Origin of the sequence: Rhizobium sp. SU303, from assembly GCF_021052345.1 — a bacterium.
Classification (GTDB): Bacteria; Pseudomonadota; Alphaproteobacteria; order Rhizobiales; family Rhizobiaceae; genus Rhizobium; species Rhizobium laguerreae.
In genome coordinates, this window is sequence record NZ_CP088095.1 from 141,445 (window position 1) to 162,875 (window position 21,431).

At 61.7% G+C, this 21,431-nt stretch carries 19 protein-coding genes; 6 read left to right on the forward strand and 13 right to left on the reverse strand.

Annotated features, from left to right (window positions below; translation table 11 throughout):
* Positions 1-17: 17 nt before the first annotated feature.
* From RlegSU303_RS00725 to osmF, 4 genes are all read right to left on the reverse strand, one after another.
* Positions 18-767 (reverse strand): ABC transporter permease, encoded by a 750-nt coding sequence (locus RlegSU303_RS00725; protein ID WP_222402374.1) that lies wholly within the window; start codon positions 765-767, stop codon positions 18-20.
* A complete protein-coding gene (locus tag RlegSU303_RS00730) occupies positions 764-1,708 on the reverse strand; it encodes an ABC transporter ATP-binding protein (RefSeq protein ID WP_131707893.1) in 945 nt (314 codons plus the stop codon). Before RlegSU303_RS00730 ends, RlegSU303_RS00725 begins: the two co-directional genes overlap by 4 nt.
* On the reverse strand, positions 1,705-2,871 hold the full coding sequence (locus RlegSU303_RS00735) for an ABC transporter permease (RefSeq protein ID WP_231283360.1): 1,167 nt from the start codon (positions 2,869-2,871) through the stop codon (positions 1,705-1,707). Before RlegSU303_RS00735 ends, RlegSU303_RS00730 begins: the two co-directional genes overlap by 4 nt.
* A 74-nt stretch (positions 2,872-2,945) precedes the next feature.
* The gene (gene osmF, locus RlegSU303_RS00740; RefSeq protein ID WP_231283361.1) at positions 2,946-3,854 is read right to left on the reverse strand and encodes a glycine betaine ABC transporter substrate-binding protein OsmF; all 909 of its coding nucleotides are present in this window, start codon (positions 3,852-3,854) and stop codon (positions 2,946-2,948) included.
* Positions 3,855-4,375: 521 nt separating this feature from the next.
* Here osmF and RlegSU303_RS00745 point away from each other — a divergent pair.
* The gene (locus tag RlegSU303_RS00745; protein ID WP_231283362.1) at positions 4,376-5,623 is read left to right on the forward strand and encodes a LysR family transcriptional regulator; all 1,248 of its coding nucleotides are present in this window, start codon (positions 4,376-4,378) and stop codon (positions 5,621-5,623) included.
* Positions 5,620-6,345: a copper homeostasis protein CutC gene (locus tag RlegSU303_RS00750; protein WP_231283363.1), complete on the forward strand. Its 726-nt coding sequence runs from the start codon at positions 5,620-5,622 to the stop codon at positions 6,343-6,345. Before RlegSU303_RS00745 ends, RlegSU303_RS00750 begins: the two co-directional genes overlap by 4 nt.
* 447 nt (positions 6,346-6,792) lie before the next feature.
* On the opposite strand, the gene RlegSU303_RS00755 is transcribed toward RlegSU303_RS00750, so the two are convergent.
* From RlegSU303_RS00755 to RlegSU303_RS00785, 7 genes are all read right to left on the reverse strand, one after another.
* Positions 6,793-7,812: a zinc-binding alcohol dehydrogenase family protein gene (locus tag RlegSU303_RS00755; protein ID WP_017958823.1), complete on the reverse strand. Its 1,020-nt coding sequence runs from the start codon at positions 7,810-7,812 to the stop codon at positions 6,793-6,795.
* Positions 7,813-7,874: 62 nt separating this feature from the next.
* Complete coding sequence (locus RlegSU303_RS00760; protein WP_025393012.1) at positions 7,875-8,849, reverse strand: ABC transporter permease; 975 nt, start codon at positions 8,847-8,849, stop codon at positions 7,875-7,877.
* Between the two features lie 27 nt (positions 8,850-8,876).
* Positions 8,877-10,430: a sugar ABC transporter ATP-binding protein gene (locus RlegSU303_RS00765; RefSeq protein WP_017958825.1), complete on the reverse strand. Its 1,554-nt coding sequence runs from the start codon at positions 10,428-10,430 to the stop codon at positions 8,877-8,879.
* 108 nt (positions 10,431-10,538) lie between these two features.
* Entirely contained in the window at positions 10,539-11,528 is a 990-nt protein-coding gene (locus tag RlegSU303_RS00770; protein ID WP_131627945.1) for an ABC transporter substrate-binding protein, read from the reverse strand.
* A 208-nt stretch (positions 11,529-11,736) separates the two neighbouring features.
* A complete protein-coding gene (locus tag RlegSU303_RS00775; RefSeq protein WP_231283364.1) occupies positions 11,737-12,183 on the reverse strand; it encodes an RbsD/FucU family protein in 447 nt (148 codons plus the stop codon).
* A 9-nt stretch (positions 12,184-12,192) separates the two neighbouring features.
* Positions 12,193-13,212 (reverse strand): aldo/keto reductase, encoded by a 1,020-nt coding sequence (locus tag RlegSU303_RS00780; RefSeq protein WP_026158499.1) that lies wholly within the window; start codon positions 13,210-13,212, stop codon positions 12,193-12,195.
* 91 nt (positions 13,213-13,303) lie between these two features.
* Complete coding sequence (locus tag RlegSU303_RS00785; protein WP_131627949.1) at positions 13,304-14,806, reverse strand: UxaA family hydrolase; 1,503 nt, start codon at positions 14,804-14,806, stop codon at positions 13,304-13,306.
* Between the two features lie 226 nt (positions 14,807-15,032).
* On the opposite strand from RlegSU303_RS00785, the gene RlegSU303_RS00790 reads away from it, so the two are divergent.
* The 3 genes from RlegSU303_RS00790 (at position 15,033) to RlegSU303_RS00800 (ending at position 19,534) form a co-directional block, all read left to right on the forward strand.
* Complete coding sequence (locus tag RlegSU303_RS00790) at positions 15,033-15,932, forward strand: GntR family transcriptional regulator (RefSeq protein WP_131627951.1); 900 nt, start codon at positions 15,033-15,035, stop codon at positions 15,930-15,932.
* Positions 15,933-16,289: 357 nt separating this feature from the next.
* The gene (locus tag RlegSU303_RS00795; RefSeq protein WP_231283365.1) at positions 16,290-17,414 is read left to right on the forward strand and encodes a hypothetical protein; all 1,125 of its coding nucleotides are present in this window, start codon (positions 16,290-16,292) and stop codon (positions 17,412-17,414) included.
* A 110-nt stretch (positions 17,415-17,524) separates the two neighbouring features.
* Positions 17,525-19,534, forward strand: a complete 2,010-nt coding sequence (locus tag RlegSU303_RS00800) for an ABC transporter ATP-binding protein/permease (protein ID WP_131718624.1) — start codon at positions 17,525-17,527, stop codon at positions 19,532-19,534.
* Positions 19,535-19,562: 28 nt separating this feature from the next.
* Here RlegSU303_RS00800 and RlegSU303_RS00805 read toward each other — a convergent pair whose 3' ends face one another.
* On the reverse strand, positions 19,563-19,943 hold the full coding sequence (locus tag RlegSU303_RS00805) for a GFA family protein (RefSeq protein WP_131718625.1): 381 nt from the start codon (positions 19,941-19,943) through the stop codon (positions 19,563-19,565).
* Positions 19,944-20,055: 112 nt separating this feature from the next.
* The gene (locus tag RlegSU303_RS00810; RefSeq protein ID WP_038613687.1) at positions 20,056-20,256 is read right to left on the reverse strand and encodes a hypothetical protein; all 201 of its coding nucleotides are present in this window, start codon (positions 20,254-20,256) and stop codon (positions 20,056-20,058) included.
* A 324-nt stretch (positions 20,257-20,580) separates the two neighbouring features.
* On the opposite strand from RlegSU303_RS00810, the gene RlegSU303_RS00815 reads away from it, so the two are divergent.
* Positions 20,581-21,426, forward strand: coding sequence for a class I SAM-dependent methyltransferase (locus RlegSU303_RS00815; RefSeq protein ID WP_131718764.1), 846 nt, complete (start codon positions 20,581-20,583; stop codon positions 21,424-21,426).
* Positions 21,427-21,431 lie beyond the last annotated feature (5 nt).

Consider the following 21,431-nt stretch of genomic DNA (forward strand, 5'->3'; position numbering starts at 1 on the left):
TCTTGGTACCCGTCCTCTTACTCCGCGCGCAAGCCGATTCTTCGGGTAATCGCTCCTTCGATCAAGCCCATGGCGTCATAGATCAGCACCGCCATCAGGCCGACGATCAGTCCGCCCTGCAGGATGAAGGCGGTGTTGTCGGAAATCAGCCCGGCGATGATGACCTCGCCGAGGCCCTTGGCCGCAACCGTCGAGCCGATTGTCGCCGTGCCGATATTGATCACGGTCGCCACCTTCAGCCCCTCGAGGATCAGCGGCAGGGCAAGCGGCAGCTCGACGCGCCACAGCCGCTGCGTGCCGTTCATGCCCATGCCGTCGGCGGCATCGAGCACCTGCGGCGAAACCTGCTTCAGCCCGGCGACGGTGTTTTCGAAGATCGGCAGCAGGCCGTAGAGAAAGAGCGCGATCAACGTCGGCATGGCGCCGAAGCCGGTCGCGGGAACGGCGAGCGCCAGCACCGCGACCGGCGGAAAAGTCTGCCCCGCATTGGCGATGGCGCGCGACAGCGGCAGGAAGTCAGTCCCACTTTCCCGCGTCACGAAGATGCCGCCGATAACGGCAAGCACGGCGCTGCAGACGATCGAGCCGATCACCAGCTGCAGATGGCCGCTAGCCAGCGAAGCAAGGCTGTTCTGCGTATAGACGGCAGGCGCATTGTTGCTGGTCAGCGGCACCAGCATGAAGGAAAGCCACTCCGTCCTGAACAGCAGGATGAGCAGCAAAGCCAGCGCCGCCAGGCGGAAGAGATTGGCGACGACGAGCTTCATGCCTTCCGGCCCAGTTCGAGAAGCCGCGTCATCGAGATCGATCCAACTGGCGCCTTTTCGCCGTCCTGCACCACCGCCTCATCAACCCCCTGCCAGATCATTTCGGCCAGTGCATCACGCAGGCTGAGCGACTGCGGCAGGGCATAAGCGAGACCATTCTTGGCCGGCTCCATGCTTTCCTTCAGCGGCAGCAGCGACATCAGCTTCAGCGCCCGGTCGGAGGTGCCGGTCAATTGCTGCACGAAGGGATCGGCGGGTTCGGTGAGGATCTTTTCCGGCGTCGAGCATTGCAGCAATCTGCCCTCGCTCATCACCGCGATCTGGTTGCCGAGATGGAAGGCCTCGTCCATGTCGTGGGTGACGAGAATAACCGTCGTGCCGAACTGCTTCTGGATCGCCAAGAGGTCGTCCTGCGCCTTGCCGCGGATGACGGGATCGAGCGCGCCGAAGGGTTCGTCCATCAAAAGCAGCTCCGGCTCGGCCGCCAGTGCCCGGGCGACACCGACGCGCTGCTGCTGGCCGCCGGAGAGCTGATGCGGATATTTGTCCGCAAAGCTTGCCGGATCGAGGTTGAAAAGCCCGAGCAATTCCTCGACCCGCTTGGCGATGCGGGCGGAATCCCAATCGAGAAGCTGCGGCACGGTGGCGATATTCTGCGCCACGGTCCGGTGCGGAAAGAGGCCGTGCCCCTGGATGGCATAGCCGATCTTGCGGCGAAGCTCGGTCACCGGAACGTCCATTACATTCTGTCCGCCGACGAAGATCTCGCCCTCGGTGATCGGCACCAGCCGGTTGATCATCCGCATCAGCGTCGATTTGCCGGAGCCAGACGTGCCGACGATGACGGTAATCTCGCCCTTCTCGACACGCATCGAGACGTCGTCGACGACGGTGGCCGCGCCATAGCGCTTGGTGACGTTCCTGATCTCGATCATAGTCATGCGGCAGATCCCCGGATGCTTTCGATGACCGCATCGAGGATGACGGCCGATGAGAAGGCGAAGAAGACGGTCGGCACGGCGCCGAGCAGGACGAGGTCCATGGCCGTCTGGCCGAGCCCCTGGAAGATGAAGATGCCGAAGCCGCCGCCGCCGATCAGCGCGGCGATCGTCACCATGCCGATCGCCTGCACCAGCACGATGCGGATGCCGGTGAGGATGACGGGAAAGGCGAGCGGCATGTCGATTCCAACAAGGATCTGTAAGCGTGTCAGCCCCATGCCGGCCGCAGCGTCCCGCACGGAAGGATCGACGCCCTGCAGGCCGACGACGGTGTTGGCGACGATCGGCAGCAGCGAATAGAGCACCAGCGCAATCAAGGCAGGGGCCGTGCCGATGCCGCGAATGCCGATCGCGGCGGCGAGCGGCACATGGGTGGCGAGGTAGCCGAGCGGCAGCATCAACAGGCCGAAGAGTGCCAGACTCGGGATCGTCTGAATGAGGCTCAGCCCCTGCAGTACGACGGCCCGCAGCTTCGGCACCCAGAAGCAGAGGATGCCGAGCGGCAGGCCGATAACAATGGCGATGGCAAGTGAGCCGAACGCCAGCAATAGATGCGAGATCGCTTCGGTCTCGAACTGCGGGGCCCGTGTCGAAAATTCCTTCATGATCGAAAGGCTGTCGAGCAGGCCGGAGGAGAGCGAGATGAAGAGCAGCGCCGTATAGGCTGCAAGGGCAGCGACCCGCATCCAGGGCGCCAGCCGAATCTTCACCAGCGCATCGGATATGACGAGGCCGATCACGGCAAAGAGCACCCAGAAGCCGCCGCCGGGTGTCATGCGCGCCACCGTGCTGCCGGGTGGCGTTGCCGCCGTCGAGACGAAGCCGATCGCAACGATCAGCGCCGCAAGGCAGAGTGTGGCGATGAAAAGCCGCGCTATTGCATTTGTGAGGAACAGCGTGGCGAAGGCGGTGAGAAGGAGAAGCACGGTCAGGATGACGACGGAAGGTTGGGGAGGAAGCTGCATCAGCAGCATCGGCTTGCCGGCGGCGATGCGGTTCGCCTTCACGTAGATGAAGGGCATCAGTGCTGTCGCCGCGATGCCGCCGGCCACCAGAACCACGCCGAGCCGGTCCAGCCTGCGGACCGCTAAGGTTTCTGCCATGAATCCCAATCCTGTCTGGCCAACCCTGTCAGCGAAGGGAGGCTCCGCCCGCAATCGGGCGGAGCGAGCGATGACTACTTCAGGAAGCCCTTTTCCTTGAGATAGGCTTCGGCGACGGATTTTGCCGGCTCGCCGTCGACCTGGATCTTGGCGTTGAGCTTGCGCAGCTCGTCGGCGGTCAGGCTCTTTAAGATCGGCGAGAGCACTTCCTCGATCTTCGGATTGGCCTTCAAAACCTCTTCGCGGATGATCGGCGTCGGGGCATAGACCTGCTGCACGTTCTTGTCGTCTTCGAGAACGGTCAGTTCGGCCGCTTCGATCGCGCCGTCGGTGCCGTAGACCATGGCGGTGTTGACGCCGTTCGTCTGATCGGCGGCCGCCTTAATTGTTGCCGCCGTGTCGCCGCCGGAAAGAACGACCATCTGGTCGGGCTTCAGCTGAAAGCCGTAGGTCGTCTGGAAGGCGGGAAGCGCGCCGGCCGAATTGACGAATTCGGCGGAGGCGGCAAGCTTGGCGGCACCGCCGCCGGCAACCCATTTGCCGAAGTCGGTGAGGCTCTTCAAGTTGTTCGGACCGGCGACGTCGCTGCGCACGGCGAGCGCCCAGGTGTTGTTGGCAGGCGAGGGCGTCAGCCAGACGATCTTGTTGGCGTCGTAATCGAGCTTCTTCGCCAGCTCATAGCCCTGGTCGATGTTCTTCCAGGCGGCGTCATCGGCCTTGTTGAAGAAGAAGCCGGCATTGCCGGTATATTCGGGATAGATGTCGATTTCGCCTGCGGTGATCGCCTTGCGCACGACCGGTGTCGCGCCAAGCGCGATGCGGTCCTGCGTCTTGATGCCGTTCGCTTCGAGAGCGAGCGCAATGACGTTGCCGAGCAGCGTGCCTTCCGTGTCGATCTTCGACGAGACGACGACGTCGGCCGCATGGGCCGCACCCGCCGCGAAGGCGGAGAGCGAAACGGCAAGTGCGAGTTTCTTCAGCATGGAAAGTCCCCTTTTTCAAAAACCGTTGACCTACAGCGCCGCACGTCTTTCAGACGTGCAAGGACGTTGTAGCACTTTGAATTGCTGCATAATTTTATCTTAAATCGATACCGATTTAAGGAATTATGCAGTGGCCCAAGCCCCGGGCGGGAGGCCTGCGCATAGGAAATCTGCCGGCGAAGGCGACCAAGCCGCCATCATGCCGGAATTGCGTGCGTGATGGAAATAGCGTTCATGCCCGAAAAATCGATGCAAGCCCCCTCCAGTATTTGCGGTCGCGGCACGATTATGGCGGCGAATGCACGTCCGCGCGCGGAAACGCATTCCCTTTTCCAAGGCCGGCGCGATTTGTTTTTGTCCCCTTGCGTGTTTCCACGATATTCCCAGGCTCTGTTGCGGATTCCCGCCGCCCGGATTTTTCTATGATCGAACGATAGCCCGCCTCTCCGGAAGCAGGGATATCTTTTTTCCTGAACACATCATATCGTCCGGTTTTTCCAGCGCTTTCCGGAGGCGGCCGTTTGCATCTTGGTGCCCTGTTCATCGCAAGCCATGTCCTGACCTCCGGTTCGGTCCGCGAGACCGCGCGGCGCTTCCAGCTGTCGCCCTCCACCGTCTCGACGGCAATTCATAATCTTGAGACCGAACTAGCGATGACGCTGACGGAACGCGCCTCCGGCGAGCTTGCGACGCTGATTGCGAGCGGCAGGGTGCTGGAAGGCCTGGAGCCGATCATGGCTGCGATTGGCGAGCTCGGCCAATGGGTCGGTCACGGCGGCGCCAGCGCTGAGATCGACGAGGCTTGGGCTTCCCGCATTCCCGTCAAGATCGTCACGATGGAACGTTTTCTCGAAGTGGCCGACCAGGGCAGCATCAACCGGGCCGCCCGCCGCCTTCGCCTCGGTCAGCCGCAGCTTTCGCTTCAGCTTGCCAATCTTGAGAAATTTCTGAGGCATCGCCTGTTCGAGCGGCAGGCGCAGGGCTCGGTGCTGACGGAAGAGGGCAGGCGCGCCTACCAGATTTTCATGGCGATCAGCCAGGCGTGGAACGATCTCAAATCGTCGGCCGACGAGCGTTATCGGCGCACCGCCCGGTCGCTGCGCATCGGCTCGATCATTCCGACCGGATCGGAAAGCTGGGTAGCGCGCTGCCTGGGCTCGCTAGTGTCGGAATGGAATATGCGCCGCAACAACAATGCGATCTCGCTGGTCTCGATGACTGCCGACGATCTGCGTGAGGCGCTGAAGAGCGGCCGCATCGATGTCGCGATCCTGGATTCGGTCTTCGGGCTGGAAAGCTTCCGGCATCGCGAACTGCTGCAGACCGAGATGGTGGTGATCGCGCCGCCGGATAGTACCGGAACCAGCGTTGCCGATCTCGTCGCCGGCCATCCGATCTGCATGCCGAGCCCGCGCACCGGCCTCGGCCATGCGGCCATGGCCTTCAGCTACGAACGCGCGCCCGACCGGCGTCTGCGTGGCCAGGATATCACCGCGGCGGATTCGCTGCCTGTCATCGTCGACCTCGTCGCCAATCATGGCTACGTTTCCTTCCTCGGCCGCGTCAGCGCCATGCCGATTGCTGACAAGGTGCGTATCGTCGATCTCGACGAGCATCTGCCGATGTCCTATCACGTCGCCTTCAACCATCGCAAAGCCGCCGCCGATGCCTGCACTGTCATCCTCGAGGTGGCGGCGAGAATTACCTCGGAAACCGTCGTACGCACCATAACGCCGACGGACGCCGGAGCCAGGGAGACTGCAGCGTGACGATTTTGCTCGAAGTGTGCGTCGACAGCGCCGAAGGCCTTGCCGCCGCGATCGAGGGTGGCGCCGGGCGCATCGAACTCTGCTCGGCGCTGGAGCTCGGTGGCCTGACGCCGCTGCCGAGCCTGATGCGGATCGCCGCTCGGGCGCCCATTCCGGTCTATTCGATGATCCGCCCTCACGCCGGCCCCTTCATCTTCGACGGGGCGGATGAGGAAGCGATGATGATCGATATCGATGCCGTGCGCACATCAGGCCTTGCCGGCGTGGTCATCGGCGCCAACCGGCCGGACGGTACGCTCGACATGCCGCTGATCCAACGTTTGAAGGCGCATGCGGCGGGACTCGGCTCGACGCTGCATCGCGCTTTTGATCTGGTGCCGGATGCCGACCAGGCGCTGGAGCAGGCGGTCGAGCTCGGCTGCGAACGTATCCTGACATCAGGCTGCGCGCTGAAGGCGGTAGACGGCCTCGACACGCTGAAGCGCATTTCGGCAAAGGCCGCCGGCCGCATCGCCATCATGCCCGGCAGCGGCATCCGCCCCACCAATGTCGGCGAGATATTAAAGGCGACCGGCGCCCGCGAGGTCCACGGCTCCTGCAGTTCACCGGTCGAAAGCGCCGATCCGCGCGCGGTCGCATTTGGCTTCGAGGCGAAAAGCACGAACAAGACGGATGTCGCTGTTGTGAGGGAGATGCGCAGGGCGATTGAGGCGGCGGGTTAGAACTTGTCGCTTGGGTCGAGCCACAGGTCTCGACCCGTCCCTCGCACCCCGCTTGCGGGGCGAAGGGACATGCCGTGACCTCTCGACTCCCTCTTCTCCCCAGCGGGGGTCCGAAGGACGGGTTGAGACCGGCGGCTCAACCCAGGCAAAGGTGCCCGTAGGGCGGATGAGGGGGCCGGCGAAGCCGGTCTTTTAGCAACAGCCATACGGGCTTCGACCGCGCTGGCGTGGCGGGTTAGGATATCACAAGAGGGGTGTGCCTTGTGGCCCCTCATCCGCCTGCCGGCACCTTCTCCCCGAGGGAGAAGAGATTTGCCGCGCCCTCGCCGTTCCCCTCACGCTCTCGGATGGCACGCCCGGTAGGGTGAGAGGCCGCCACAAGCGCGCATCGGACAGCCGTGCTTCCTGAACAGAACTCAGCCGCTTCTGACTGTTCCCGAAATTGCCCTAAGCGCCCACCCTGATCACCGCCTTGATCAGCCCATTCTTCTCATGCGCCCAGCGCGCGAGATCGCGCGGCGCATCGGCAAGCGTCGTGCGGTGGGTGATGAGCTTGTCCACCGGCACCAGCCCTTTGGCGATCGAATCCGCCACATGCTCGAAATCGACGCGGGTGGCGTTGCGGCTGCCGATCACCATCATCTCGCGCTTGTGGAATTCGGGATCGGAGAAACGGATATCGTCCTTGACGACGCTGACTAGCACCAGCGCGCCGCCATGGGCGACGAAGGAGAAGGCCTTTTCCATCGACGGGCCGTAACCCGTCGCGTCGAAGACCACGTCGAAACCGTCGCCATTGGTCTTTTCCCGGACGGCTTCCGCTGTCGCCTCGTTTGCAACGATGCCGGAGGTGAAGCCAAAACGCTCCGAGGCCATCTGCAGCCGTTCGGTGCTGGTATCGAGCAGCGTCACCTCATGTCCTGCGATGCGCGAGAAGATCGCCGCCCCGAGCCCGATCGGCCCGGCGCCGATGACGAGCGCCCGCGCCCCCGCACCGGTCATCGAACGACGCACCGCATGAGCGCCGATCGCCAGAAACTCGGTCGTCGCCGCCGCCTCGAGGCTTACACCTTTGGCGGCATAGAGGTTCTCGGCCGGAACCGAAATCTCCTCGCAGAAGGCGCCATCCGTATGGACGCCGAGCACCTTGATATTGGTGCAGCAATTCGGCTTGCCCTGACGGCAGGCGATACATTGTCCGCAGGAGAGATAGGGATTGACGATGACGGGCGTGCCGACCGCCATGACAACGCCGTCGCCCGCTTCCAGCACCGTCGCCGAGATCTCATGCCCCATCACCCTGGGATATTCGAGGAAGGGATGCTTGCCCTCGAAGATGTGGTAGTCGGTGCCGCAGATGCCGACATGGCTGACGGCAAGCCGCACCCAGCCGGCGGCGGGAGCCGCAGGCGAAGGACGCTCGACGATCTCGAGCACGCCGGGCTCCCGGCAAAGAACTGCTTTCATGACGGGTCTCGCATTCCTGGAATGGAGGAAGCCGGCTTGTTCGGCCGGCTGTCTCTTGTCGCTCAATTGCTCCGGCGGCGGCGCAACTGGTCGAAGAACACGATCACGATGATCAGCAGACCGGTGATAATACGCTGCCAGAAGGAGTTGACGTTTAGAAGGTTCGCGCCGTTGTTGATGGTGGCGAGAATGAAGGCGCCGATCAGCGGGCCATGCACCGAGCCGACCGCGCCAAACAGGCTGGTGCCGCCGATGACGGAGGAGGCGATCGCCTGCAGTTCCCAGCCGTCGGCCTGTGTCGCATTGCCGATGGCGATGCGCGAGGCGAGCAGCACGCCGACGAAGGCGGCGAAGGAGGCAGACAGGATATAGGCGAGGTAGATCATGCCCTTGACGTTGACGCCGGAAAGGCGCGCCGCCTCGGCGTTCGAACCGACCGCGAAGAGATACCGGCCCCAGCGGCTCAGATGCAGGAAGATGAAGGAGGGGACCGCCACCAGGATGACCATCCAGAACAGGCTGGGAATACTAAGCAAATCGGCGCGGGCGAAATTGCTGAAGCCCTCATTGGTGATGTTGATCGTCGAGCCGTTGGTGATCAGCAGACCGATGCCGCGCAGCGATGTCAGGGTTGCCAGCGTGATGATGAACGGCGGCAGGCCCATATGCACGATGCCGAAGCCATGGAAGGCGCCGATCGCCACACCCATCAGCAGCGTCAACGCGATCGCACCCCAGACCGGCACGCCCGCCTGGAGCAGCCAGGCGATGATGACGGTGCAGAAGCCGACGATGGCGCCCACCGAAAGGTCGATGCCGGCGGTGATGATGACGAAGGTCTGGCCGAGCGCCAGGATTGCCGTCATCGCGCCCTGACGCAGCAGGTTCGAGATATTGAGCGGCGTCCAGAAGCTCGGGGTGACAACGCCAAGCACGATCCAGAGGAAGATCAGCAGGCCGATCAGCGTCAGGCCGAACAGAATATTCATTTTCCGGCGCGGCGGCGGCGCGACGATTTCGGTGGGGGTGACAGTCATGAATTTTCTCCCTCTTATTCTTTTGGCTCAGACGCCGATCGCTTCGCTGAGCACTTCTTCATGCGTCGCCGCGTGATAATCATGGCTCGCGACGATTTTGCCGGCGCGGAAGACGTGCAGCCGGTCGGCCAGTTCGTAGACCTCGGGCAGGTAGGAGGAGATCAGGATGATACCGGCGCCGTCCTTCAGAAGCTTGGCGAACAGCCGGTAGATTTCCGCCTTGGTGCCGACGTCGACGCCGACGGTCGGCTCGTCGAAGATGAAAAGCCGGGCGCCATGGCTCAGCCACTTGCCGATGACGATCTTCTGCTGGTTGCCGCCCGACATGCTGGAGGCCGGAACGCGCCGGCTCGGCGTCTTGATGCTTAGATTGCGGATCTGCTGGTCGGCATTGGCCGATTCGCGCGCGTGATTGATCACCGGCCCGTGGCTCAGCCGCCCGAACACCGGCAGGTTGATGTTGAGGCCGATCGGCAGGTTGAGGCAAAGCCCCTGGTCGCGCCGGCTTTCCGGCGCCAGCGCAATGCCGAGCTCCATGGCGGTGCGTTCGTTGCGGATGTCGACACGCTTGCCCATCCATTCGACATCGCCGGATGTCGTCGGCTGGCGGCCGTAGAGCCCGAGCGCGAATTCGCTGCGCCCCGCGCCGATCAGGCCGTAGAGGCCGACGATCTGTCCCGCCTTGACGCTCAGCGACACATCTTCGAAGCCCGGGCCGGAGAGGCCGTTGACCGTGAGGATCGTCTCGCCGATCGCGATTTCTTCCTTGTGGTAGATCTGTTCAATCGAGCGATTGATCATCAGCGAGATCAGTTCGGCATCGTTGGTCTCGCCGATCAGGCGCGTGCCGACATGCGTTCCGTCGCGCAGCACCGAGACACGGTCGGCAAGCTCGAAGACTTCCTCCATGCGGTGGCTGATATAGACGATGGTGACGCCTTCGCCCTGCAGGCGGCGGATCAGCTTGAAGAGCTGCGCCGATTCCTGGCGGGTCAGATAGGCTGTCGGCTCGTCGAAGATCAGGAATTGCGTGCCGCGCATCGCCGCGCGCGCGGTTGCCACCAGCTGCTGCTGGCCGATGGTCAGCTCGCTTAGCAGTGCACCCGCTGGCAGCCCAAAGCCGAGATCGTCGAGCACGGCCTGGGCCATCTTCTCCATCTGCTTCTTGCGCATCAGGCCATAGCGGTTGACCTCGTCGCCGAGGAAGAGATTGGCGGCGACCGTCAGGTGCCGGCAGAGCACGACTTCCTGGTGGACGGCGTTGATGCCGCGGGCGATCGCCTCGTTCGGCGTCGACAGTCCTACCGATTGGCCGCACCACAGCACTTCGCCGGCGGTGCGGGTAATGACGCCGGTCAGCAATTTGATGAGGGTGGATTTGCCGGCGCCGTTTTCGCCGACGATGGCGTGGATTTCGCCGGCAAGAAAGGTCAGCGTCGCTGGCTTCAGCGCCTGCACATGACCGTAATTCTTCTGCAGGCCCTTGAGTTCGAGGATAGGCGATCCGGCGGGAATTCGATTGGCTTCTTTCAGCGTCGCGCTGTCATCATGGCGATGACTGACCTCTTCCAGTCCGATCATGGGACCTCTCCTCCTTGTGTCGCGTCTGCTCTCCATCCCCTGCAAAACATAGCACGGATGGAAAAGGCCGCGCCGGTTTTTGAAGCCGGCGCGGCCTGTCAGTCTTTGTTACTTGATCTTCGGGTTCAGCAGCGCGTCGATCTTCGGATCGGCCATATTCGCCTTGGTGACGAGGTTTGCGCCGGTGTCGACATTCTCTTCGACCTTCTCGCCCTTGGAGACGGCAAGCGCGGTCTTCACGCCGTCATAACCCATGCGGTAGGGATCCTGAACGACCAGGCCGGCAATCGCGCCATCCTTGAGGAAGCCGACTGTCTTGTCGTCGCTGTCGAAGCCAATGACCTTGATCTTGTCGCCGAGCTTGTTTTCGGCGATCGCCTGGCCGACACCCTGCGCCATGATCAGGTTCGAGGCGAAGATGCCGACGAGGTTCGGATTTGCCGTGATCAGGTCGGTCATCATGTTGAGGCCGGTCGTTGCCTGGCCGTCGCCGTACTTGTCGGCGATCACCTTCAGGCCCGGATACTTGGTCTTCACCTGATCCAGGAAGCCTTCGCGGCGCTGTTCCAGCGAGCCGACGCCCGGAAGGTTGGTGAGGATGACGACTTCGCCCTCTTCCTTGCCGGTGGCGCCCTTGATAGCGGCGGCCAGACCGTCAGCGGCGATGCGGCCGCCCTGAACGTTGTCGGTCGTCAGGAACGACTTGAACGCCTTGGAGTCAGCACCCGAGTCGATGCCGATGATCGGTACCGACTTGGCCGCTTCATCGATCGGCTTGCCGAGCGCCTTGAATTCGGTCGGCGAAATGACGATGGCCGCCGGCTTGCCGGCAACGGCGTTCTCAAGAATGCTGATCTGGCCGTTGACGTCGGATTCGGCCTGTGCGCCGAGTTCCGGCACGTTGACGCCGAGATCCTTGCCGGCCTTGCGGGCGCCGGCCAGAACGATCTGCCAGTAGAAGGACGTCGTGTCCTTGACGATGATCGGGATCGTCACGTCGGCTGCAAACGACGGTGCCGGCACCGCCGTGGCGATAACTGCGGCGCCCGCAAGCGCGGTAAAGGCGCGGCGGGACAGAAGGGATTTCACGAAACTCATAAGGGTTCTCCTCTCAGGGTGCGTTCTCCTCCGAATAAATCGACCGCTGAACGCAGGCGGACGATTTTTATCGATAAAAAACATTTGCCAGGTGAAGCTAGCCGAGGCGCAATCAAATTGCAAGAGCGCCAAACAGGCTTTTTTTCTTCGCTAAACTCCAGCCAAGCAACTGATTTTATTCCAATACCACGATACCCTAAAATAGGGATCAGGCCATGTCGACCTCGTGCGGATGGACGACGCCCTTTTTCAAAATCAGGTTGCCGTACAGCCGGAATTCCGTCGTCGCGACGATATAGGTGGCCTTGCGGGCCATCGCGTAGAAAGCAAAACGCTCCACCGGCACGATGCGGAAATTACCGGCGTGCTTGGTAACGATCTGCTGGAAATCGGTGCAGACCTCCGGCACCGCATCGGGATCGCCGACCACTTCCATCCGCCACGCCGCTTCCGGCACAAATGTATCGAGCGGCATATGCGTCAGGATGGCCTCGGCCATGTCAGTGGCGCTGACGCCGTCGGCGCGAATGACCGGCGGGCCCATTGAGCCTGAGGGAAAATTGGCGTCCGATATGACGATGTCGTCGCCATGTCCCATGGTCTTCAGCGCATGGAGCAGGTCGGGGCCAAGCAGCGGATGAATACCCTTGAGCATAATGTCTCCTCAGACTCGCACCGCTTCGGCGCCGAGCGGCGGCGCGACCAGCGTATAGGGTTCGAATTCGGCATAGATCTCGTCGGCAAGCCGCGGCTCGACGATTTCCATGTTGCGCGTCAGGCTCGAAGGCTTGGCTGTACCGATCAGCACCGATGCGACGATCGTCTCGCGCAGCGGAAACTGCAGGGCGGGAGCAGCCAGCGGCACGCCGTGGCTTTTGGCGATCGCCTCCATCGCACCGACCTTGGCAAGCACGTCGTCATCAGCCGGCATATAGTCGAAATGCGAACCCGGAACCGGGCCGGTGGCGAGAATGCCGGAGTTGAAAACGCCACCAACGACAAGCGAGGTGCCTTTCTCTCGGCAAAGCGGCAGCAGTTCTGCAACGGCCGAGCGGTCGAGCAGCGTGTAGCGGCCGGCAAGCAGAATGCAGTCGAGATCGGAATGGCGCATGACGTCGAGGCAGACCGGCACTTCGTTGACGCCAAGGCCGAAGGCGGAGATCGCGCCAGACGACTTGAGTTGCTCGAGCGCCTTCACGCCGGAGTCGAGAAACTGCTTCTGGTGGACCGCATTCTTTGCCGCGCCATGCGTGTAGACGCCGAGATCGTGCACATAGAGAATATCGATGCGGTTGAGGCCGAGCCGCGCATAGCTGAATTCGACCGAGCGCATGATGCCGTCATAGGAATAGTCGTAATCGGCATCGAAGGAGAGCGGATCGACGTAGCTGTAATCAGGCACCGTGCCGGTCGGCACCGGCCGAAGCAGCCGGCCGACCTTGGTGGAAAGCACATAAGAGCCGTCCGGCTGGTCGCGCAGGAAATCGCCGACCCGCCGTTCGGCAAGGCCGAGCCCGTACCAGGGCGCCACGTCGAAATAGCGGATGCCGCTGTCCCAGGCCGCCTGCAGCGTGTCCATCGCCTGCTCGCGCGGGCAGGCGCGATAGAGACCGCCGAGAGCGGCTGCGCCGAAACTGATTTCGGTCACCTCCAGCTTGGTCTTGCCGATCCGTCTCGTCTTCATCATTCCTCCTCACGAAGAAGCTGAACTATCTGGAGCAATCCCAGGAAAAGTGTGAAGTGGTTTTCCGTCCGGGATCGCCTAAAAACAAAGATTACAGCGTCGCACCGAGATGCCACGGCACGAATTCATTGTCGCCGTAGCCGAAGATCTCGCTCTTGGTCTTCTTGCCCGAGGCGGTATCGACGATGAGATCGAAGATCTCGCGGCCCTTGCCGCTGATCGTCGCGTCGCCGGTGGCGATCGTGCCGCAATCGATGTCCATATCCTCTTCCATCGAAGCATAGAGCGCCGAATTGCTGGAAAGCTTCAGCGACGGCGCCGGCCGACAGCCGAAGCAGCTGCCGCGGCCTGTGGTAAAGGCGATCATGTTTGCTCCGCCCGCCACCTGGCCGGTCGCCGAGACCGGGTCGTAGCCGGGCGTGTCCATGAAGACGAGGCCGGGGGCCGTGACCCGCTCGGCATAACCATAGACCGCCGTCAGCGGCGAGCGCCCGCCCTTGGCGACGGCGCCGAGCGATTTTTCCAGAATGGTCGTCAGCCCGCCGCGCTTGTTGCCGGGCGAGGGGTTGTTGTCGAGCGAGGCGCCGTGCAGGGCGACGTACTGCTCCCACCAGGCGATTTTGTCGTCGAGCTTCTTTGCCACCTCGTCGCTGACGGCGCGGCTGCGCAGCAGATGTTCGGCGCCATAGATTTCCGAGGTCTCCGAAAGGATCGCCGTGCCGCCGGCTGCCGCCAGCAGGTCGGCCGCGACCCCTAGCGCCGGATTGGCGGTGATGCCGGAAAAGCCGTCCGAGCCGCCGCATTGCAGCCCGATGATGATCTCCCCGACCGACATCGGTACGCGCTTTTCCTTGCCAACATCGGCGGCGATTTCGCGCAGCATGCCCATGGCGCGCTCGACAGCACGGCGCGAACCGCCGGCATCCTGGATGTTGAAATGCCGCTTCGAGGCGCCTGCACCGCTTTGGCCGTAAAGCGTCAGCTGATTGACCTCGCAGCCGAGGCCGATCATCAGCACGCCGCCGAAATTTACATGCCTTGTGTAGCCGGCGAGCGTCCGGTGTAGCACGTTCATGCCGTCGCCGGTCGAGCTCATGCCGCAGCCCTGGTCGTGCACGATCGGCACGAAACCGTCGATGCCTTCATAATGCGGCAGGATCGTCCGGTTCGCCTCGTCGGCGATCGCCCGGCAGACCGTGGTGGAACAGTTCACGCTGGCAATGATGCCGATATAGTTGCGGGTCGCCGCCCGCCCGTCGGCGCGGCGATAGCCCATGAAGGTGCGCCCGACGTCGTCGGCAGTGGCCGTTTCAGGCGCCGAATTGGCGGTCGCCGCCAGCCGGTCGTTTTCGAAATGCAGGTTGTGGCTGTGCACATGGTCGCCGGCCTTGACCTCGGCCGTCGTGCGGCCGATCGCCTGTCCGTATTTGACCACGGGTGACCCGAGCGGAATATCCGCTATCGCCACCTTGTGGCCGGGGTCGATCTTCTCACGGGTCTGAATGCCGGCAACCGTCGAACCCGGCGCGATTGCCGCCGTTGCGACCGCGACATTGTCACCGGCCGAAAGGATGATCCAAGGCAGTTTGTCCAATTTATTCTCCCTGGGAAACGCTCGCTGCATCGGCGAATGCGCATTGATTTTGTTTTTTATCTACAATAAACATTTTCAAGTCAACGGGAATATTGATCCTGTGGACGAGGGAGGCAATGAGCCGCAGGCGACCGGAAATAAGCTAAAGGTCGTTTGAACAAGCCCCGGTCTGTTCTGTCCTGCTTTGAAGCGGGGCGGTGGATACGAGGGCGGAAAGCGGGGTCTGGTGGCAAGGCAGAATACGGTCTTCAAGGAAGCCTATAACAGGTATGCCGTAGCCCTGCGCACGGATACCGCGCTGCCTTCGGAACCGGAGATCGCCGCCCAGCTCGGCGTCAGCCGTTCGACGGCGCGCGCCATCCTGACGCGGCTCAGCGAAGAGGGCATCATCCGCTGGAACAAGCGCCAGAAGATCGTGCTGCGCCAGCCGACAGACCACGACCTCTTTCCCTCCGAAGAAACCGACTCCCTGCATGATATCATCGAGCGCAGCTTCATGCAGCGCATCCTTGCCGATGATGCAGCACCCGGCATGCAGATCAACGAATTGGAGCTTGCCCGCGAGATCGGCACCGGCACCACCAGCGTCCGCGAATTCCTGATCCGCTTCTCCCGCTTCGGCCTCATCGAGAAACGCCCGAACAGCCACTGGACGCTCAAAGGCTTCACCCGCGAATTCGCGCTTGAGTTGGCCGATGTGCGCGAAATGTTCGAACTGCATTCCGCCGCCGAATTCGGCCGGCTTCCCAGGGATAATCAGAGCTGGGCCGATCTTGCCGCTATGCGCGACGAACATCACGCCATGCTTGCCGACATCAACCAGCGCTTCAAGGATTTCTCCGTCCTCGACGAGCGCTTCCACTTGCTGATCCATCGCGCCTCGAAGAACCGCTTCATCGCCGATTTCTACGACGCCATCGCCATCGTCTTCCACTATCACTACCAGTGGAACAAAACCGCCGCCCGCCAGCGCAACGAGCGCGCCATCCACGAACATCTGAATTATATCGCAGCCTTGGAATCCGGCGACCAGGCGGCGATCGAAACCGCCTGCCGAGCGCATCTGCACTCCGCCCGCCAGACCCTCCTGCAATCCCTGCCGCAGGTCGCGACGGAGAGCGCGTGAGGAGCGTAAGCGGAGGGGCGACATCAACGACGATTAGCCCATCCCGATGCAGCGTCGCTGCAAATGTCCGGTGGCATTTTTCGTTTTTCCGTCCGCTGTTGCCGCGTTACGGCCGACCTTGCCCGAACTCAACCAGAATGAGACACGAAAAGGCGCAATGATTGCCCTTGTTGCGTCCACCCGGCACCTTTCGGCCCGAAGGCAAGATTTATAAATCCGTCACGATATGTCGGCACAACCTCTGGGCTGATCCGGATGCCGCGTCAAAGCTATTGAAATAACCTCCTCGATGCGCATGGTCGACGCATCCACCGTCTGCGATGAGCGATGATCATCAATGGAGAGCAAGTTTCACCGATGGAAAACACCTCTGCCCCCTCCCGCAATGCCGAATGGACGCTGGCCGATTTCCTCAGCACCTATCGCTATTGGGCCGTGTTTTTTTCCTCGCTTCTTTTGGCAATCGGTGGACAGGGTTTCAGCACGGTCTTTCCCGTGATCTCGCAAATGACGGGCAACAGCGCTCAGACGATCGGGATCTTCTATTCCGGCTCCACTCTTGGCTGGGTTGCCGGCGCCTTCCTGGCGTTTATCGTCGCGAGCCGCCATGGCCGGTCGGCTTTGATTTCCCCCCTTCTCGTCTGTGCCATTCTCGCCATCGCTTTTCTGCCGGCGCCTGCTTTGTGGGGATCGCCGGTGTTTCTGTTTTTGTTTGGTGTGGTGTTCGGCACGGTTCGGGCCGTTTTCCCTCTCGCGATCGCGATATTCCTGGTGGGCGGGCGACCAGGAAAAATCGACTTCAGCTGCGCTCTCACGCTGATGTCGACGACGATCCTGCTCTCAGCCATTGCTCCGATCGGCGCCTCGTGGTTATACGGGCTCGATCTCGGCGCCGTACCTGTCGTTTCGGGTTTGCTGGCCTGCCTGCTCCTCGCTGTCATATTGCTGGTGCCGGCCGGAAACCTGGCCTTCGATGAAGCTCCGCGTCCGCGACACAAGCCGCTTGCACCGCGCCGGCGATCCCCTCACCTGGTCGCCATCATCCTGATCACCCCGCCGATCCTGATTTTTCTGATGGCGTTCGGTGTCCATCTGTTTCAGGCAAATGATGCCGACGTCGCCTCCTCCCCCATCACGCTGCTTTTAGCGCTTCTGGTCTTCACCATTGCTGTGGCCGCCCTTATCTATCTTGCCTACTGGGTCTATCGCATACACGGGGAGCTGGCGGGCGCGGCGCAGTCGCAGCGCCTGCTGACGCCGCTTGCCGCCATGCTGATCGCGATCCTCGTACCGCTCGGATTGCCGGTTCTTGTGATGACCCTTGGCGATCTCCTCAACGAGCGGGCACGCGACAGAGGCCGGGGAGGTTTGATGTCGATTGCCTGGCTCGGCATCTGGAGTTTCATATTGCCGCCGGTCGCCATCGCAATGATCCAGAACGCGGCGAACGACAGCTATGTCATGGGCTCAGATACGGTGTAACAGCGACAACACGGCCGCGGTCTTCCCCTCATTTTCTCGACAAGCCCTTCGATGACACGTACGTCACCGGCCTCATGAAACATTTCGATGTGTAAGCCGTTATCGCGCTTATGGCCGACGCTAAACTCAATCCGACATCGGTCGACGGCACCGACGAACCGCACGGTGCCGAAAAGACGCGCCAGGAGAAGGCATCGACTGTCGAGGTCGTGCCGCCGCCAGATATCATTGAACCCGATCCGGAGTTGACGCCCGAGGAGGCCGAGCATGCGCGCAAGCGGTATTTGCTCAAGCGCTTCTGGATCACCGCGCGCCGTTTCTGGGGCCGTGGCGGTGACAAGCTCGCCTGGCCGTTGTCGATCGGGCTGCTTGCCATGATCTGCATGAATGTCGGCTTCCAGTATGGGATCAATCGCTGGAACCGCGCGATTTTCGACGCCATAGAGCGGCACGATGCCGGCACCGTCTATTACCTCAGCGGCGTGTTCGTGCCGCTCGTGCTTGGAACCGTCGCCCTTGTCACCACACAGGTCGCTGTTCGCATGATGATCCAGCGGCGCTGGCGTTCCTGGCTGGCGACGGCAGTCATCGCGCGCTGGCTGGCAAACGGCCGATACTATCAGCTGAACCTCATCGGCGGCGACCACAAGAACCCCGAGGCGCGCATCTCGGAGGATTTGAGGATCGCCACCGAAGCCCCCGTCGATTTTACCGCCGGTGTCATCGCGGCGTTCCTGTCGGCCTCGACCTTCATCGTGGTGCTGTGGACGATCGGCGGAGCCTTGACGCTGCCGATCGGAGGCTGGACCATCACCATTCCCGGCTTTCTCGTCGTCACCGCGGTCCTCTACGCCGTGATCACCTCCAGCGTGATCGCGGTGATCGGCCGCCATTTCGTGCAGGTCTCCGAGGTCAAGAACCAGGTAGAGGCCGAATTTCGCTACACGCTGACGCATGTGCGGGAAAACGGCGAGAGCATCGCGCTTCTCGGCGGCGAGGAGGAAGAGCGCAACGACCTCGACAAGACCTTCGGCAATGTGCTGAAGCAATGGGCTTTGCTCGCCCGCCAGCATATGCGCACGACGTTTGTGTCGCATGGGTCGATGCTGATTGCCCCTGTTGTGCCGCTCCTCCTTTGCGCCCCCAAATTTCTCGAAGGCAGCATGACGCTGGGCGAGGTCATGCAGGCAGCGTCAGCCTTCGCCATCGTCCAGACCGCCTTCGGCTGGTTGGTCGACAACTATCCGCGTCTTGCCGATTGGAACGCATGCGCGCGACGCGTCGCGTCGCTGATGATGTCGCTCGACGGGCTGGAGCGTGCAGAACAGAGCGACTCGCTCGGGCGCATCAAGCATGGCCAAACCGAAAGTGAGGCGATGCTCAGCCTCAACGATCTCGCCGTGTCGCTTGACGATGGCACCGCGGTGGTCAAGGAAACCCGGGTCGAGATCCAGCCCGGCGAGCGGGTGCTTGTGTCAGGTGAATCCGGTTCGGGCAAGAGCACGCTGGTGCGGGCCATCTCCGGCCTTTGGCCGTGGGGTGGCGGCAGCGTCGATTTCCGTGCCGACAGGCGATTGTTCATGTTGCCGCAACGATCTTATATTCCTTCGGGGACGCTTGGCCGTGCTGTCGCCTATCCCGGCGCCGCCGATAACTGGCCGCCGGATGAGATCAAGTCGGCCCTCGACAAGGTGGGACTGGATTATCTGAAAGATAAGATCGAGGAAGACGCGCCATGGGACCAGACCTTGTCGGGCGGCGAAAAGCAGCGGCTGGCCTTTGCCCGTCTCCTGCTGCATAAACCCGATATCATCGTGCTGGATGAAGCAACCTCGGCACTCGACGAGAAGAGCCAGGACAAGATGATGCAGATGGTGATCGATGAATTGCCTGATGTCACCATCATCAGCGTCGCGCATCGCGCTGAGCTGGAAACCTTCCATAGCCGCAAGATCACCTTGGAGCGCCGCCGGGGCGGCGCAAAGCTTGTCAGCGATATCGATCTCATCCCGCGCAGGAGAAAAGGCAACTTGCTGTCACGCGTCTTGGAGAACCGCCGCTCCTCGCCGAAGGGTAGCACGACCTCGAATAACGCGCCGCAGCCCCGGAATGGAAATTGAAGTCCGCTTGCGGGCGAGCAACCGCTGCCTATTGCGCATTCTGGGGCAGGTTGTCGGTGATGTCGTAGTAGTCGCCTTTGTCAGCGACAAAGATATGCATTTTCAATTTGGTTTCGGTCGGGCCATCAAATGCACCCATCGCGACAGCAATCCAGTCGTGATCAGGTGGGTCCCAAAACAACGATGATCCACAGACCCCGCAAAATCCGCGTCTCACCTTTTCTGAGGATTGATACCAGGTAACACTTTCACCTCCCTGGATCGCGATCTGACGCCTTGGCACGTCGGTTGAAGCGAAAAAGTGGCCGGATTGTTTTCGGCATTTGGAGCAATGGCACGCATCCGGCGCTCGCAGATCACCTTCGATCTCGAAAGTTACCGCACCACACAGGCAGGATCCTTTGTGCATAAGCCTTCCTCTCATAAGCCCAGTCGTGCTTCTAAAGCTGCGCCCGAGAATGCTGCGACCGTCAGCCGGATCGGCTGGAGCGTTCAATTCGCGCTTAGCAGGCGGTATCTGTTCAGAGCTTGCGCGCTTCGAGACGCCGCTTGTCGCGCTCGACATAGTTGGAGCCCAGCTCCGTCAAACGGAATTGCCGTTTCTGAAATTCCCCGCGGATCAGGATGAAGCCTTGCTCTTCGGCTTCGTTCAATGTCTTCAGGCTGGTGCCTTTAGGGGGAGACTGCCAAGCCATGCCATCGGCGCTGTGCAGCAAGACCATGATCTTTATAATTTTGTTTCTCCATGGCTGATGCATACAGCCGGGCTGTATCGCTTCGGCAATCCGCTGGTTCCGCTTTCTTGATTTGACACCATCCAGGAGAAGCCCATTGATTCAAAAGGATTATTTTTGGCCAATCCGGAGTTTCGCAAAAGCTGTTGTATAAAAGCTCCAATAGTCTTGGTCAATTCAATCACTCCGTCCCAACAGGTTGGGTCATGCCTGGCGATTGGCCCAATGGCGTTTATTTCCATTGAATCCCGCCATCAGCGGCGCATAGTGACGTTCCCGGCTTTGCCGGTTGAACGTAGGGGGAGCCGGTGCATGTCAGCAAATCTCGACGATATCCGTAACCGGCAACGTGAGACCTGGGACAAGTTTTCCGCCGGCTGGAAGAAATGGGACAGCTTGGTTCTCAGCTGGCTTGCGCCGTTTGGTGACACCATGCTACGGCACGCAAATCTCTCCAACGGCTTTAGCGTGCTTGACATAGCCGCTGGCACTGGCGAACCCGGCCTGACGGCGGCGGCGGCAATCCCGGACGGCCATGTTGTCGTCACCGATCTCTCGGAAAATATGCTGACTGTTGCCGCAGAAAATGCGGCCAAACGTGGCCTCAAAAACTTCGAAACCCGCCGATGCGATGCGGGAGCGTTGCCTTTTGCCGATGCCAGTTTCGACGCCGTTCTGTGCCGGTTTGGGTTTATGTTCTTCCCTGATATCGCTGCCGCCGCCAAGGAGATGGCACGCGTGGCAAAGCCCGGTGCGCGCGTCTGCGCCGCAGTCTGGAGCACTCCTGCCAAAAATTCATGGGCGACCACGATCATGGGCACGATCGCCCGCCACGTGGAAATGCCCTCGCCACCACCCGGCTCTCCGGGCCTGTTCCGCTGTGCGGGGGAAGGAATGATGATCGAGACCTTCAGAGAGGCGGGCCTTCTCGATGTCGCCGAGGAAGAGGTGTCGGCGATGATGGTGCACGATACCCCGGCGCGCTACTGGGACTTCATGACTGAGGTCGCCGCGCCGGTTGTCGCTGGACTATCCAGGGCAGATGCGGCAACGCGGGAGAAAATCCGTCGCGAGGTTCTGGAGCTAGCTCTCCAATCCGTCAGCGATGGCAAGGTTTGCCTTCGCTCAACGGCAACGGTCATCACAGGCACGCGATAGCCTGC

Coding starts and splice junctions, on each gene's coding strand:
- RlegSU303_RS00730 (WP_131707893.1), bottom strand. CDS start 1,708: ATGACTATGATCGAGATCAGGAACGTCACCAAGCGCTATGGCGCGGCC.
- RlegSU303_RS00815 (WP_131718764.1), top strand. CDS start 20,581: ATGTCAGCAAATCTCGACGATATCCGTAACCGGCAACGTGAGACCTGG.
- RlegSU303_RS00805 (WP_131718625.1), bottom strand. CDS start 19,943: ATGCACAAAGGATCCTGCCTGTGTGGTGCGGTAACTTTCGAGATCGAA.
- RlegSU303_RS00780 (WP_026158499.1), bottom strand. CDS start 13,212: ATGAAGACGAGACGGATCGGCAAGACCAAGCTGGAGGTGACCGAAATC.
- RlegSU303_RS00800 (WP_131718624.1), top strand. CDS start 17,525: ATGGCCGACGCTAAACTCAATCCGACATCGGTCGACGGCACCGACGAA.
- RlegSU303_RS00760 (WP_025393012.1), bottom strand. CDS start 8,849: ATGACTGTCACCCCCACCGAAATCGTCGCGCCGCCGCCGCGCCGGAAA.
- RlegSU303_RS00725 (WP_222402374.1), bottom strand. CDS start 767: ATGAAGCTCGTCGTCGCCAATCTCTTCCGCCTGGCGGCGCTGGCTTTG.
- RlegSU303_RS00795 (WP_231283365.1), top strand. CDS start 16,290: ATGGAAAACACCTCTGCCCCCTCCCGCAATGCCGAATGGACGCTGGCC.
- osmF (WP_231283361.1), bottom strand. CDS start 3,854: ATGCTGAAGAAACTCGCACTTGCCGTTTCGCTCTCCGCCTTCGCGGCG.
- RlegSU303_RS00735 (WP_231283360.1), bottom strand. CDS start 2,871: ATGGCAGAAACCTTAGCGGTCCGCAGGCTGGACCGGCTCGGCGTGGTT.
- RlegSU303_RS00770 (WP_131627945.1), bottom strand. CDS start 11,528: ATGAGTTTCGTGAAATCCCTTCTGTCCCGCCGCGCCTTTACCGCGCTT.
- RlegSU303_RS00765 (WP_017958825.1), bottom strand. CDS start 10,430: ATGATCGGACTGGAAGAGGTCAGTCATCGCCATGATGACAGCGCGACG.
- RlegSU303_RS00810 (WP_038613687.1), bottom strand. CDS start 20,256: ATGGTCTTGCTGCACAGCGCCGATGGCATGGCTTGGCAGTCTCCCCCT.
- RlegSU303_RS00775 (WP_231283364.1), bottom strand. CDS start 12,183: ATGCTCAAGGGTATTCATCCGCTGCTTGGCCCCGACCTGCTCCATGCG.
- RlegSU303_RS00755 (WP_017958823.1), bottom strand. CDS start 7,812: ATGAAAGCAGTTCTTTGCCGGGAGCCCGGCGTGCTCGAGATCGTCGAG.